The 14,034-nt window shown below is 55.1% G+C and carries 16 protein-coding genes; 10 read left to right on the top strand and 6 right to left on the bottom strand.

The annotated features are described in order from the left end of the window. The first annotated feature begins 2 nt into the window (after window positions 1-2). From kdsC to npr, 9 genes are all read left to right on the top strand, one after another. The gene (gene kdsC, locus A6013_RS04775) at window positions 3-569 is read left to right on the top strand and encodes a 3-deoxy-manno-octulosonate-8-phosphatase KdsC (RefSeq protein WP_025756695.1); all 567 of its coding nucleotides are present in this window, start codon (window positions 3-5) and stop codon (window positions 567-569) included. Next, window positions 566-1,141, top strand: coding sequence for an LPS export ABC transporter periplasmic protein LptC (gene lptC / locus A6013_RS04770; protein WP_028014568.1), 576 nt, complete (start codon window positions 566-568; stop codon window positions 1,139-1,141). The genes kdsC and lptC overlap by 4 nt, the downstream gene beginning before the upstream one ends. Continuing rightward, window positions 1,110-1,664 (top strand): lipopolysaccharide ABC transporter substrate-binding protein LptA, encoded by a 555-nt coding sequence (gene lptA, locus A6013_RS04765; protein ID WP_028014569.1) that lies wholly within the window; start codon window positions 1,110-1,112, stop codon window positions 1,662-1,664. Before lptC ends, lptA begins: the two co-directional genes overlap by 32 nt. Before the next feature lie 6 nt (window positions 1,665-1,670). After that, window positions 1,671-2,396 (top strand): LPS export ABC transporter ATP-binding protein, encoded by a 726-nt coding sequence (gene lptB, locus A6013_RS04760; protein WP_028014570.1) that lies wholly within the window; start codon window positions 1,671-1,673, stop codon window positions 2,394-2,396. A gap of 47 nt (window positions 2,397-2,443) precedes the next feature. Beyond that, complete coding sequence (gene rpoN, locus A6013_RS04755; protein WP_028014571.1) at window positions 2,444-3,877, top strand: RNA polymerase factor sigma-54; 1,434 nt, start codon at window positions 2,444-2,446, stop codon at window positions 3,875-3,877. A gap of 22 nt (window positions 3,878-3,899) precedes the next feature. Beyond that, a complete protein-coding gene (gene hpf / locus A6013_RS04750; protein WP_014171818.1) occupies window positions 3,900-4,187 on the top strand; it encodes a ribosome hibernation promoting factor in 288 nt (95 codons plus the stop codon). Window positions 4,188-4,269: 82 nt separating this feature from the next. Then, a complete protein-coding gene (ptsN, locus tag A6013_RS04745) occupies window positions 4,270-4,761 on the top strand; it encodes a PTS IIA-like nitrogen regulatory protein PtsN (RefSeq protein ID WP_008501443.1) in 492 nt (163 codons plus the stop codon). A 45-nt stretch (window positions 4,762-4,806) separates the two neighbouring features. Continuing rightward, window positions 4,807-5,661 (top strand): RNase adapter RapZ, encoded by an 855-nt coding sequence (gene rapZ / locus A6013_RS04740; protein WP_014885397.1) that lies wholly within the window; start codon window positions 4,807-4,809, stop codon window positions 5,659-5,661. Next, on the top strand, window positions 5,658-5,930 hold the full coding sequence (npr, locus tag A6013_RS04735; protein WP_025756690.1) for a PTS phosphocarrier protein NPr: 273 nt from the start codon (window positions 5,658-5,660) through the stop codon (window positions 5,928-5,930). The genes rapZ and npr overlap by 4 nt, the downstream gene beginning before the upstream one ends. A gap of 38 nt (window positions 5,931-5,968) precedes the next feature. On the opposite strand, the gene mtgA is transcribed toward npr, so the two are convergent. The 6 genes from mtgA to A6013_RS27360 all read right to left on the bottom strand — a co-directional run bounded on the left by mtgA (window position 5,969) and on the right by A6013_RS27360 (window position 12,351). Continuing rightward, window positions 5,969-6,694 (bottom strand): monofunctional biosynthetic peptidoglycan transglycosylase, encoded by a 726-nt coding sequence (gene mtgA, locus A6013_RS04730; RefSeq protein ID WP_028014572.1) that lies wholly within the window; start codon window positions 6,692-6,694, stop codon window positions 5,969-5,971. Beyond that, a complete protein-coding gene (gene elbB, locus A6013_RS04725) occupies window positions 6,691-7,344 on the bottom strand; it encodes an isoprenoid biosynthesis glyoxalase ElbB (RefSeq protein ID WP_048960849.1) in 654 nt (217 codons plus the stop codon). The genes mtgA and elbB overlap by 4 nt, the downstream gene beginning before the upstream one ends. Before the next feature lie 232 nt (window positions 7,345-7,576). Continuing rightward, window positions 7,577-9,910: an aerobic respiration two-component sensor histidine kinase ArcB gene (gene arcB, locus A6013_RS04720; protein WP_045260464.1), complete on the bottom strand. Its 2,334-nt coding sequence runs from the start codon at window positions 9,908-9,910 to the stop codon at window positions 7,577-7,579. A gap of 135 nt (window positions 9,911-10,045) precedes the next feature. Beyond that, window positions 10,046-11,128, bottom strand: coding sequence for an LPS export ABC transporter permease LptG (lptG, locus tag A6013_RS04715; protein ID WP_047367047.1), 1,083 nt, complete (start codon window positions 11,126-11,128; stop codon window positions 10,046-10,048). Continuing rightward, entirely contained in the window at window positions 11,128-12,228 is a 1,101-nt protein-coding gene (gene lptF, locus A6013_RS04710; protein ID WP_028014576.1) for an LPS export ABC transporter permease LptF, read from the bottom strand. The genes lptG and lptF overlap by 1 nt, the downstream gene beginning before the upstream one ends. A 63-nt stretch (window positions 12,229-12,291) precedes the next feature. Next, window positions 12,292-12,351, bottom strand: a complete 60-nt coding sequence (locus A6013_RS27360; protein ID WP_213743486.1) for a hypothetical protein — start codon at window positions 12,349-12,351, stop codon at window positions 12,292-12,294. A 143-nt stretch (window positions 12,352-12,494) separates the two neighbouring features. Here A6013_RS27360 and pepA point away from each other — a divergent pair, with 143 nt between their 5' ends. Further along, window positions 12,495-14,006: a leucyl aminopeptidase gene (gene pepA / locus A6013_RS04705; protein WP_028014577.1), complete on the top strand. Its 1,512-nt coding sequence runs from the start codon at window positions 12,495-12,497 to the stop codon at window positions 14,004-14,006. Window positions 14,007-14,034 lie beyond the last annotated feature (28 nt).

Below are 14,034 nucleotides of genomic sequence, written 5' to 3'. Positions count from 1 at the left end.
CAATGAGTAATGCGGGTGCATCCCTTGCAACCTGTTATGGTCCGGTCAGTACCCAGATGATGGCAAAGGCGGAAAATATTCGTCTGCTCATTCTGGATGTGGATGGCGTACTTTCCGATGGCCTGATTTACATGGGCAATAATGGTGAAGAGCTGAAAGCGTTTAACGTTCGCGACGGCTACGGTATCCGCTGTGCGCTCACCTCGGGTATTGAGGTTGCTATCATCACCGGACGAAAAGCTAAACTGGTAGAAGACCGCTGTGAAACCTTAGGCATTACCCATCTTTACCAGGGTCAATCCGATAAGATGGCAGCGTTCAATGATTTACTGGGTAAACTGGCTATCGCACCGGAAAACGTGGCCTACGTCGGGGACGACCTGATTGACTGGCCGGTGATGGCTGAAGTCGGTCTCAGCATCGCGGTTGCTGATGCTCATCCGCTGTTGATCCCGCGCGCTGACTACGTTACCCACATCAACGGTGGCCGGGGTGCCGTCCGTGAAGTCTGCGATCTGCTTCTGCTGGCGCAGGGCAAGCTTGATGAAGCCAAAGGGCAATCGATATGAGTAAAACCAGACGTTGGGTTATCATTCTGCTTTCGCTTGTCGCACTGGTATTGATTGGCGTGAACCTTGCCGATCGCGACGATACGCAAACGGAAGTCGTCAACAATAACGATCCAACCTATAAAAGCGATCACAGTGACACCGTGGTCTATAGCCCGGAAGGTGCGCTGAATTATCGCCTGATTGCCCAGCACGTTGAATACTTTTCCGATGACGGCGTTTCGTGGTTTACCCAACCTGTCATGACCACTTTCGATAAAGACAAAGTGCCGACGTGGTCAATTAAGTCAGATCGGGCCAAACTGACAAATGACCGTATGCTTTATCTGTATGGCCACGTTGAAGTCAACGCCCTGACCGCTGACTCGCAACTGCGAAAAATTACGACGGATAATGCCCAGATCAACCTGGTAACCCAGGACGTGACGTCGCAGGATCTGGTCACACTGTATGGCACAACATTTAATTCCAGCGGTTTAAGAATGCGCGGGAACTTACGCAGCAAGAACGCCGAGCTGATTGAAAAGGTTAGAACCTCCTATGAAATTCAAAACAAACAAACTCAGCCTTAAAGTAATTATCGCCAGCGCGATGCTGGCGGCCAGTCTCCCCGCGCTTGCTGTAACGGGCGATACCGACCAGCCGATCCATATCGAGTCCGACACTCAGTCTCTCGATATGCAGGGTAACGTCGTCACCTTCACGGGTAACGTCGTCATGACTCAGGGGACTATCAAAATTAACGCCGATAAAGTGGTCGTTACCCGTCCGGGCGGCGAGCAGGGCAAAGAGATCATTGATGGTTACGGCAACCCGGCCACCTTCTACCAGATGCAGGACAACGGCAAGCCGGTGAAGGGCCACGCCTCGCATATGCACTATGAGTTGGCGAAGGACCTGGTCATCCTGACCGGAAACGCGTATCTGGAACAGCTGGACAGCAATATTACCGGTGACCAGATTACCTATCTGGTGAAAGAGCAAAAAATGCAGGCCTCCAGCGAGAAAGGCAAACGCGTAACCACCGTGCTGGTTCCGTCGCAGCTGCAGGACAAAGGCAAGGGCCAGGCCCCGGCACAGAAGAAGAGTAACTAATTCGCTATGGCAACATTAACTGCAAAAAATCTCGCGAAGGCCTATAAGGGCCGCCGTGTCGTAGAAGATGTCAGTCTGACCGTCAACTCCGGCGAAATTGTGGGCCTGCTTGGCCCGAACGGTGCGGGTAAAACCACCACCTTCTACATGGTGGTGGGTATTGTCCCGCGCGATGCCGGCAACATTATTATTGACGATGAAGATATCAGCCTGCTGCCGCTGCACGCGCGCGCGCGCCGTGGCATTGGCTATCTGCCGCAGGAAGCCTCTATTTTCCGTCGTCTGAGCGTCTTTGATAACCTGATGGCAGTCCTGCAAATTCGCGACGACCTGACCAACGAACAGCGTCAGGATCGCGCCAACGAGCTGATGGAAGAGTTTCATATCGAACACCTGCGCGACAGCCTGGGCCAGGCCTTGTCCGGGGGGGAACGCCGTCGTGTTGAGATTGCGCGCGCGCTGGCCGCCAATCCGAAGTTTATCCTTCTGGATGAACCATTTGCGGGCGTTGACCCGATCTCCGTTATCGACATTAAACGCATTATCGAGCATCTGCGTGACAGCGGACTTGGCGTGCTGATCACCGACCACAACGTTCGTGAAACGCTGGCGGTATGTGAACGCGCGTATATCGTAAGCCAGGGCAATCTGATCGCTCACGGTACGCCGCAGCAGATCCTCGAAGACGATCATGTTAAGCGCGTCTATCTTGGGGAAGACTTCAGACTCTGATAGGGTAGAGGTAACGTAACGCCGAACCGGAGAAAAATGCTCTGAACATGAAGCAAGGTTTGCAATTAAGGCTCAGCCAACAGCTGGCGATGACGCCGCAGTTACAGCAGGCAATTCGTCTGTTGCAACTGTCCACCTTAGAACTCCAGCAGGAGCTCCAGCAGGCGCTGGACAGCAATCCCCTGCTGGAGCAAGCCGATCTTCATGACGAGGTAGATACCCAGCAGTCACAGGACACAGAAGCGCTCGACACCGCGGATGCACTCGAACAAAAAGAGATGCCGGACGAGCTTCCGCTGGATGCCAGCTGGGATGAAATCTATACCGCCGGGACCCCTTCCGGCACGCGTGCAGACTACCAGGACGACGAGCTACCGGTCTACCAGGGCGAAACCACCCAGTCGCTGCAGGATTACCTGATGTGGCAGGTAGAGCTTACCCCCTTCTCCGATACCGACCGCGCCATTGCCACCTCGATTGTCGACGCCGTTGATGACACCGGTTATTTGACCGTCACGCTGGACGACATTCTGGAAAGCATGGGCGATGAAGAGATTGAGATTGAGGAGATTGAAGCGGTACTGAAACGCATTCAGCGCTTCGATCCGGTCGGGGTGGCCGCTAAAGACCTGCGCGACTGTCTGCTGATCCAGCTTTCTCAGTTCAGCAAAGAGACGCCGTGGCTCGACGAGGCACGCTTAATCATCAGCGATCATCTGGATCTTCTGGCTAACCACGATTTCCGCACCCTGATGCGCGTGACGCGCCTGAAGGAAGAGGTGCTGAAAGAGGCGGTAAATCTGATCCAGTCCCTCGATCCGCGTCCCGGTCAGTCGATCCAGACCAGCGAACCCGAGTACGTTATCCCGGACGTGCTGGTCAGAAAACACAATGACCGCTGGGTCGTTGAACTGAACTCTGACAGCATCCCTCGCCTGCAAATCAACCAGCAGTACGCCTCCATGTGTACTAGCGCGCGCAACGACTCTGACAATCAATATATTCGCAGCAATCTTCAGGAAGCGCGATGGCTGATCAAGAGCCTGGAGAGCCGGAATGATACCCTGCTTCGCGTGAGCCGCTGCATCGTCGAACAGCAGCAGGCCTTCTTTGAGCAGGGCGAAGAGTATATGAAACCGATGGTGCTGGCGGATATCGCCCAGGCCGTCGAGATGCATGAATCCACTATTTCCCGCGTTACTACGCAGAAGTATCTGCACAGTCCGCGCGGTATTTTTGAGCTTAAGTATTTCTTCTCCAGCCACGTGAACACCGAGGGTGGCGGCGAAGCCTCCTCAACGGCGATTCGCGCCCTGGTGAAGAAGTTGATCGCCGCGGAGAATCCCGCGAAGCCACTAAGTGACAGTAAGTTGACCACCATGCTGTCCGATCAGGGTATTATGGTGGCACGTCGTACTGTTGCGAAGTATCGAGAGTCTTTATCCATTCCGCCGTCTAACCAGCGTAAACAGCTGGTCTGACACAACCGATAAGGAAGACACTATGCAGCTCAATATCACAGGACATAACGTCGAGATTACTGAGGCTTTACGTGACTTCGTGAACGCTAAGTTCGCGAAACTCGAGCAGTATTTCGAAAGGATCAATCAGGTCTACGTTGTGTTAAAAGTGGAGAAAGTGACTCATATCTCGGATGCAACCCTGCATGTTAACGGGGGTGAACTCCATGCCAGTGCGGAAGGGCAAGACATGTACGCGGCTATCGACGGCTTGATTGACAAGCTTGCGCGACAGCTCAATAAACATAAAGATAAACTGAAACAACACTAATTGTCCGGGCAGTTAACGGGTGCAGGACGGCCTGTTGTGAAACACAACGGGCCATTTGTACAGTTAGCGCTTAGGTGAAATTATGATGAACAACGATTCCGCTCTTCAACTGAGCAATGTCCTTAACCAGGAATGTACCCGCAGTGCCGTTCACTGCCAGAGCAAAAAACGTGCGCTGGAGATCATCAGTGAATTAGCTGCAAAACAGCTGGGCCTGCCGCCGCAGGTGGTGTTCGAAGCCATTCTGACCCGTGAAAAGATGGGCAGTACCGGTATCGGCAACGGCATCGCGATCCCGCACGGCAAGCTGGAAGAGGACACCCTGCGTGCCGTCGGTGTGTTTGTGCAGCTGGAAACACCAATCGCTTTTGACGCCATTGATAACCAGCCTGTCGATCTCCTCTTCGCGCTGTTGGTGCCTGCCGACCAGACCAAGACCCACCTGCATACGCTTTCGCTGGTTGCTAAACGTCTGGCGGATAAAACCATCTGCCGTCGACTGCGCTCAGCCCAAAGTGATGAAGAGCTTTATCAAATTATCACTGAAGCAGAAGGCAATCAGGATGACGCATAACCAGGTGATGGCCTTCACATCTGTTGTCCTGAGGAGAAACGGAACATGGTGCTGATGATTGTCAGCGGTCGTTCAGGGTCGGGGAAATCCGTTGCCCTGCGCGCGCTGGAAGACATGGGTTTTTACTGCGTCGATAACCTGCCGGTCGTGTTATTGCCCGATCTGGCACGCACGTTAGCGGAGAGACAAACCTCCGCCGCCGTCAGTATCGACGTTCGTAACATGCCGGAATCGCCAGAGATCTTCGAACAGGCAATGAGTAACCTGCCTGACGCGTTCTCGCCTCAGCTGCTGTTCCTTGATGCCGACCGCAATACCCTGATCCGCCGCTACAGCGACACCCGTCGTCTGCACCCGCTTTCCAGCAAGAATCTCTCGCTGGAGAGCGCCATCGACGAAGAGAGCGATCTGCTTGAGCCGCTGCGCTCTCGTGCCGATCTGATTGTCGACACCTCAGAGATGTCCGTTCACGAGCTGGCGGAAATGCTGCGAACCCGGCTGCTGGGTAAACGCGAGCGCGAGCTGACGATGGTGTTCGAATCCTTCGGCTTTAAGCACGGTATTCCGATTGATGCGGACTATGTTTTCGACGTGCGCTTCCTGCCGAACCCGCACTGGGATCCCAAACTGCGTCCAATGACCGGTCTGGATAAGCCCGTGGCGGCGTTCCTCGACCGACACACAGAAGTTCACAATTTTATCTACCAGACGCGAAGCTACCTTGAGCTATGGTTACCTATGCTGGAGACAAACAATCGTAGCTACCTGACGGTGGCGATTGGCTGTACCGGCGGTAAACATCGTTCGGTCTACATCGCCGAACAGCTGGCCGACTATTTCCGCTCGCGCGGTAAGAACGTTCAGTCCCGTCATCGCACGCTGGAAAAACGTAAAACATGACCGTAAAACAAACCGTTGAGATCACCAATAAGCTGGGCATGCATGCACGCCCGGCGATGAAGCTGTTTGAGCTGATGCAGGGTTTCGATGCAGAAGTGCTGCTGCGTAATGACGAAGGCACCGAAGCGGAAGCCAACAGCGTAATTGCGCTGCTGATGCTGGACTCCGCCAAAGGGCGTCAGATTGAGGTTGAAGCCACCGGTCCTCAGGAAGAGGAGGCTCTGGCAGCGGTAGTTGCGCTGTTTAACGCCGGGTTCGACGAAGATTAGGCCTGCTATTCTGGCGGGTGGCGCTGCGCTTACCCGCCCTACATTAACGCATTTCTCTCCATAAACCCTTCCCCACCCAGCTGGCGCATCTGGCGCATAATCCACGCCTGACGGCTTCGCACATACCCTGACGGGGCGCTGGCCTTGAAGCGGACAGGATTAGGCAGAACAGCCGCGAGCAGCGCCGCCTCCGACATGCTCAGCCTGCTGGCAGGTTTATTAAAATAGCGTTGTGATGCAGCTTCGACACCAAATACCCCGTCGCCGAACTCGGCGATATTAAGGTAAACGGTCAGAATACGCTTTTTGCTCCAGACCGTTTCCATTCCCAGGGTCAGGCCCGCTTCCAGCCCTTTTCGCACCCAGCTTCGCCCATCCCACAGGAACAGGTTTTTAGCCGTCTGCTGCGACAGCGTTGACGCACCGCGCACGCGGTTTTCGTGACGTTCGTTATGGGCCAGCGCCTTTTCAATCGCAGCCACATCGAACCCCCAGTGCTCCGGGAATTTCTGGTCTTCCGCCGCGATAACCGCCAGCCCCATGAACGGAGAAATTTCATCCATGCTCACCCAGTCAGAATGGGCAACATAGCCGAAATCACCGGAGAACCACGCGCTAAGCTGGCGCTCAACCATGACCGCTGAAAACGGTACCGGCAAAATGCTGAACACGGCCAGGCCGCCTCCCCAGAACACCGCCAGGACGAGAACGATGCGGAAAAGAAGGCGTTTCACCCATGCGCCTGCGGAAAACTGACGCCTCATTCCGTCAGCACCAGCACCCGGGCGACCAGCTTTTCAATGCCCACGGCGGCTTCCGCAATATTCTTCGCCAGCATATACGCGGGCGTGGTGACAACTTTGTTGTCCTCATCCACCACAATGTCATCGACCGGGCACGGAACGTGTTCGCCCCCCATATCCTCGACGACCTCTGCGGTATCAATATCGGTTCCGATCGTCAGCCGTAACGGAAAATCGAAAATATTTGGCAGCATGGCCGGTGCAATACAGATAAAGCCCAGCGGCTTGCCCGCGGCATGCATCGCCAGCGTCAGCGCTTTTAGATCAGGGTCCACCGTGCATGCGGCACCTTCGGCAGCAAAGGTGCTGAGATTTTTCGCGGCGCCGAAGCCGCCCGGCACAATGAGCGCATCCAGTTCAGCGGCATCTGCCTGCGCCAGCGGATGAATCTCTCCCCGGGCAATACGCGCGGCTTCAATCAGCACGTTACGCGTTTCGGCCATCGGCTCGCCGGTCAGATGGTTAATCACATCCGACTGATTTTTGTCGGGCGCAAAACAGATAACCTCTGCTCCCTGTTTTGTCAGGGCCAGCAGCGTGATTACGGCTTCATGTATTTCTGAACCATCAAAAACACCGCATCCGCTCAGGACAACACCAATTTTTTTCATCTTGACGATCCTTCTTTGCAACTCGCTGAAGCACATTAATAATTTTGATTAAAACGCTATGCTTCACACATTTCACTGATTCATGTAACAAACCATTTAAGATTTGCTATCTTATCTGCGTGCGGCCTAAATTTTTACGGCGGCGCCCATTAGAAAATTACTTTAAAAAACAGGCGCAGCCACGATTTCCCTGGTGTTGGCGCAGTATTCGCGCACCCCGGTCTAGCCGGGGTCATTTTTTTCTGGCATCCACCCAGGCTTTAAGCACCGCAACATCGTTCTGCCACTCTTGTTTCATCTCTTCAACCCAATCACCAACGTTATCTTCCCAGGCTGGTAAATCAGGCGACTGAATCTGTTGACCCAGCTGCTGCAGGTGGCGTAACCCGACCGAGCCGGCTGCGCCTTTGATTTTATGCCCTTCTTCCACGATGCCCTTCTGGTCACGCGCCGTCAGGTTTGACTCCAGCACGCTCAGATAACCCGGCATCATTTTTTCAAACACCGCCAGGCCGTCGGTAATCAGTTTCGGGCCGACCAGATCGATATACTGCTCCAGCATCGCGGTATCGAGTATCGTTTGGGCTTTTGCGCTATCAACAGACGTCATGGTGCTCTCCTCTTCATCGTGGGTATCCCAGAACTTCTTGATCATGGCGGTCAGAGCAGGCACCGCCAGAGGCTTGCTGAGTACATCGTCCATACCGGCGTCGAGGTACTCTTTTTTATCTTTCAGCACGTTCGCCGTCAGCGCCACCAGCGGCGGCAGTTCATCAGCCGCGTACTGACGCGTCAGTTCACGCGAGATATCCAGCCCGGTCATATCCGGCAACTGGATATCCAGCAGAACGAGGTCATATTCACCCGGTGTAAACATCTCCAGCGCGGCTTTACCGGTCATCGCGACATCCACGCTGTTGCCCAGTTTTTCCAGCACCGAGCGCGCTACAATCACGTTAAGCTCAATATCCTCCACCAGCAGGACGTGCAGCGCAGGCAGCGGCATATCGTCGTTTTCAAAGGTATCCTCTACCTCTTCCGCCACCGCCGGCGCATGCACCGTCAGCGTGAAGGTTGACCCTTTGCCCGCCTGGCTGGCAACGGTGATGTCACCGCCCATGCTCTTCGCCAGCCGCTTAGACACCGCCAGGCCGATTCCGGTACCAGTGGCCGGTTTTCCACCGTTGCTGTCCTTCACCTGGTAGTACATCGCGAAAATCTTGTCCTGCTCCTCCTGCGGAATACCAATCCCGGAGTCCTCCACCTCGAAGTGCAGCATGTCGCCGTCGTCATAGCGAATACGCACCGCCACCTGCCCCTTCTGGGTAAATTTCACCGCGTTGCTGATGAGGTTCCATAGGATCTGACGCAGGCGCGTGCCGTCGGTAATCACTTTGTGCGGCAGCGGCAGGGTGGGATCCATGACAAAATTAAGCCCCTTCTGCTGCGCCTGCAGACCAGACAAGTTTTCCAGATCGGCAAGGAAGCTGGTGAAATCAACCGGCTGGTTATCAAGCTGAACCTTTCGGCGCTCCATCTTATCCATGTCAATAATATCGTTGAAGATATTACCCAGCGTGACCGCCGAGACATGAATCGTTTTGAGGTATTTTTCCTGCTCTGCGGTCAGGTCGGTATCCAGCAGAATGCGGCTCAGCCCCACAATGCCGTTAAGCGGCGTACGAAGCTCATGGCTGATGGTGGAGATGAAGGTGGTCTTGTCGCGGCTGGCGCGCTCCAGCGCATCCTGATAGCGCTTACGCTCGGTAATATCACGGCCGAAGCCCATCAGGCCGTGGCGCTTCCCGACGCGGTCATAGTACGGCACCTTACGGATCTCAAAGCAGGCTTTACGCCCGTCCGGGTAATCCAGCCACTGTTCGTAGGTCAGCGAGACGTTATGGCGGAACACTTTTTCGTCCGTCTCCATGACCTTGGCGGCCGCCTCTTCGGAGTAAACGTCCTGCGGCTTGAGGTGAATCAGCTGCTTCTCGCTTTTCCCGGTCAGGAGCTCCATCGCCCGGTTACAGCCTGAAAATTCTTTATCTTCGTTACGGTAGAATACCAGATCCGGCGAAGCGTCCAGGAACGAACGCAGGAAGGAGGATTGCTGCTCAAGCTGGATTTGCGTCACCTCGCGCTCTTTCATTTCGATTTTCAGCTGTTCCAGCGTGGCCTGACGCTCTGCCTCCGCCTTCTCACGATCTGAAATTTCCTGATTCAACTGAGCAATGTTGTCTTTAAGCTGAACGTTGAGCTTCAGGTCGCGCTCGCGCATCTCCTCCAGCTTATCGACCAGTTTTGATAAGCGCTGACGGGACTCCTCAAGCTGTTCGACCACCACGGAAAGGAAATAGACCGCCCAGGGGGTAATGAGCAGGCCGAAGAAGATAGAGCGGATAACGTCGATACTCTCGACCTGACCATGCAGAACCATCGTAACGGCCATCTGCACGACAATCGCCAGAACGACCAGCGCCAGCGCCAGCAGCATGGAGAAACGCACCAGTCCAAGCTTCATCATCAGGTCGACGTAGTACTGGGCTAGCATTCGAATTTGCTTCATAGAGGATCCCTTCACGACTTTATCGCTCAATAATACTCAAATTCGAGGCGGGACGTTGAAGGTTGTGAGAAAAAGTGCGGGGTGAAACAGGAGATTAGCCTCGCCTCCGGTTCACCGGAAGCGAGGAGAGGTCAATCAGGAGCGTTTCAGCAGCAGCCAGAGGCTGATCAGGAAGAAGCTAGCGCTCGGCAGCAGCGCACCGATAATCGGTGGGATGCCATAAACCAGCGTCAGCGGACCGAAGATCTGATCGAGTACATAGAAGACAAAGCCGAAGCTAATACCGGTCACGACGCGCACGCCCATCGGCACGCTACGCAGCGGGCCGAAGATAAACGACAGCGCCATCAGCATCATCACCGCCACGGACATCGGCTGGAAGATTTTGCTCCACATGTTGAGCTGATAGCGTCCGGCATCCTGCCCGCTCGACTTCAGGTACTTCACATAGTTGTGCAAGCCGCTGATAGAGAGCGCGTCAGGATCCAGCGCAACAACCCCGAGCTTATCCGGCGTGAGGTTGGTCTTCCAGGTGCCGGTCACCGTCTGTGACCCGGTAATCTGTTTTGGATCGGTCAGGTCAGATTCATCAACCTGCGACAAACGCCACTGCTTATGTTCAGCGTCAAACTTCGCGGAAGAGGCGTGTCGGACAGACTCCAGACGGCGCTGGTCGTTGAACGCGTAGATGCTCACCCCGCCCAGTTCATCATCACCCTTTACCCGTTCGATGTAGACGAAGTTTTTCCCGTCTTTCGCCCATAAACCTTGCTGAGTCGAGAGCAGTGAACCACCGTACATTGCCTGAGCACGATAGTTACGCGCCATCTGCTCGCCCTGCGGTGCCACCCACTCGCCAATCGCCATGGTCAACAGCACCAGCGGGATTGCGGTTTTCATTACCGACAGCGCAACCTGCATACGGGTAAAGCCTGAGGCCTGCATTACCACCAGCTCGCTGCGCTGAGCCAGCATCCCCAGCCCCAGCAGCGCGCCCAGCAGGGCCGCCATCGGGAAGAAGATCTGCACATCTTTTGGCACGCTGAGCAGGGTGTACATCCCCGCACCCATCGCGTCATAGCTGCCCTGCCCGGCTTTTTTCAGCTGATCGACAAATTTGATAATGCCGGAGAGCGACACCAGCATGAACAACGTCATCATGATGGTGGTGAAAATGGTTTTACCGATATAGCGATCAAGAACGCCAAACGCCTGCATTAGATGGCTCCTTTACGCGAGAATCGGGCACGTATGCGGCGCACAGGCACCGTATCCCACAGGTTTAATCCCAGCGCCAGTAAGATGTACAGGCTGTTAACGAACCATGTCCAGACCATCGGATCCAGCTTACCCTTCGCGCCGTTAGAGCGAATCGAGGTTTGCAGCAGGAAGTAGATCAGGTAAAGCAGCATCGCTGGCAGCATAGAGAGCACGCGGCCCTGGCGCGGGTTCACCACGCTCAGCGGCACGACAATCAGTGCCATCATAAACACGGTGAATACGAGCGTAATACGCCAGTGGAACTCAGCCCGCGCTCTGTCGGTATCGGTATTCCACAGCGTGCGCATATCCATTTGCTCGGTATCCGTCGGATCGAGCGCCACCGCCTGATGACCAATAATGGCCTGATAGTTCTGGAAATCCGTAATACGGAAGTCACGCAGCATCGCGGTGCCTTCGAAACGGGTGCCTTTATTCAGCGTGACGACCTGAGAACCGTCTTTGCGCTGAGAAAGCTGGCCAGAATCGGCAACCACCACTGACGGACGCGCGTTACCTTTAGGACGCAGCTGCGCCAGAAATACATCGTTGAATTTACTGCCGTCAACGCTCTCAATAAACAGCACGGAGTTTCCGTCAGTCGCCTGCTGGAACTGCCCCTGCGCGAGCGCCGCCATGCCGGGGTTTGCTTTCGCCTCGGCCAGTACTTCGTCCTGATGACGGGAAGACATAGGGCCCGCCCACATCACATTCACCGCCGCAACAATGCCCGTGAAAAGCGCCAGTATCATCGCCGCTTTCACCAGTACGGCTTTACTCAGGCCGCAGGCATGCATCACCGTAATTTCACTCTCGGTGTACAGCTTACCGAGGGTCATCAGCAGGCCGAGGAATAGACTCAGCGGCAGAATAAGCTGCGCCATTTCCGGGATCCCCAGCCCAAGCAGGGAAAGCACCAGATTCGTTGGAATTTCGCCGTCAACGGCCGCACCGAGGATCTTCACCAGCTTCTGACAGAAAAAAATCAGCAGCAGGATGAAGAGGATCGCCAGTTGGCTTTTGAGCGTCTCCCGCACCAGATATCTTATGATTATCACTTTAAATACGCCCGTAAAAACCCGTCTCTTTGCTGGAAAATCGCTTGTTTCATGGCTTAAACGTCATTTATTCTCTTGAGTCGTCGAAATCGTCGCTAAGATTAAAACATCCGGCGGATTCACGCTTCAGGACTTTTTCTGACGTGTCGAAACCGTAGTAACGTAAGATTAACACGAAGTCACCACAACAGCGGACATGAGTTACGAAAGGTTTCAATTCTATCCGTAGCAGCCGCCGTTGTCTTTAAGATTCAGGAGCGTAGTGCATGGAGTTCAGTGTAAAAAGCGGTAGCCCGGAGAAACAGCGGAGTGCCTGCATCGTTGTGGGCGTCTTTGAACCGCGCCGACTCTCCCCGATCGCCGAGCAACTCGATAAAATCAGTGACGGCTATATCAGCGCCCTGCTGCGCCGTGGCGAACTGGAAGGCAAACCTGGGCAGACGCTGTTACTGCACCATGTTCCGAACGTCCTGTCAGAGCGTATTCTGCTGATTGGCTGCGGCAAAGAGCGCGAGCTGGATGAACGTCAGTATAAGCAGGTTATTCAGAAAACCATTAATACGCTGAATGACACCGGTTCAATGGAAGCCGTCTGCTTCCTGACCGAGCTGCACGTCAAAGGCCGTAACACCTACTGGAAAGTGCGTCAGGCCGTCGAAACGGCAAAAGAGAGCCTTTACAGCTTCGATCAGCTTAAGACCAACAAAAGCGAGCCGCGTCGCCCGCTGCGCAAAATGGTCTTTAACGTGCCAACCCGTCGCGAACTGACCAGCGGCGAGCGCGCCATCCAGCATGGTCTGGCGATTGCCGCCGGTATCAAAGCGGCAAAAGATCTCGGCAACATGCCGCCAAACATCTGTAACGCCGCCTACCTCGCCTCTCAGGCGCGTCAGCTGGCTGACTCCTACAGCAAAAACGTCATCACCCGCGTCATCGGCGAACAGCAGATGAAAGAGCTGGGGATGCACTCTTATCTGGCGGTGGGTAACGGCTCGCAGAACGAATCCCTGATGTCGGTCATCGAATACAAAGGCAATCCGTCTGAAGACGCGCGTCCGATCGTGCTCGTCGGTAAAGGGCTGACCTTTGACTCCGGCGGTATCTCCATCAAGCCTTCAGAAGGCATGGACGAGATGAAGTACGACATGTGCGGCGCGGCGGCGGTTTACGGCGTCATGCGCATGGTTGCGGAGCTTCAGCTGCCCATCAACGTAATCGGCGTGCTGGCAGGCTGCGAAAACATGCCTGGCGGTCGCGCGTATCGTCCGGGCGACGTCCTGACCACCATGTCCGGCCAGACCGTTGAGGTGCTTAATACCGACGCCGAAGGCCGTCTGGTACTCTGTGACGTGTTGACCTACGTTGAGCGCTTCGAACCTGAAGCGGTTATCGACGTGGCTACCCTGACCGGTGCCTGCGTGATTGCCCTGGGCCATCACATCACCGGCCTGATGTCGAACCACAACCCGCTGGCGCACGAGCTTATCGGCGCGTCCGAGCAGGCAGGTGACCGCGCATGGCGTCTGCCGCTGGGTGACGAGTATCAGGAACAGCTGGAGTCTAACTTTGCGGACATGGCTAACATCGGCGGTCGTCCTGGCGGCGCAATTACCGCAGGCTGCTTCCTGGCGCGCTTCACCCGTAAATATAACTGGGCGCACCTGGATATCGCGGGTACCGCATGGCGCTCCGGTAAAGCCAAAGGCGCTACCGGACGTCCGGTGGCCCTGCTGTCGCAGTTCCTGCTTAATCGTGCGGGTTTTAACGGCGACGAGTGATGTAATGTGCCGGGTGGCGGCTTCGCCT

It is taken from the genome of Enterobacter sp. IF2SW-B1 (assembly GCF_001743375.1).
Lineage (GTDB): Bacteria > Pseudomonadota > Gammaproteobacteria > Enterobacterales > Enterobacteriaceae > Enterobacter > Enterobacter bugandensis.
Note: the sequence above shows the minus strand (reverse complement) of the source record. Positions and strands in the feature narration are given on the sequence as shown.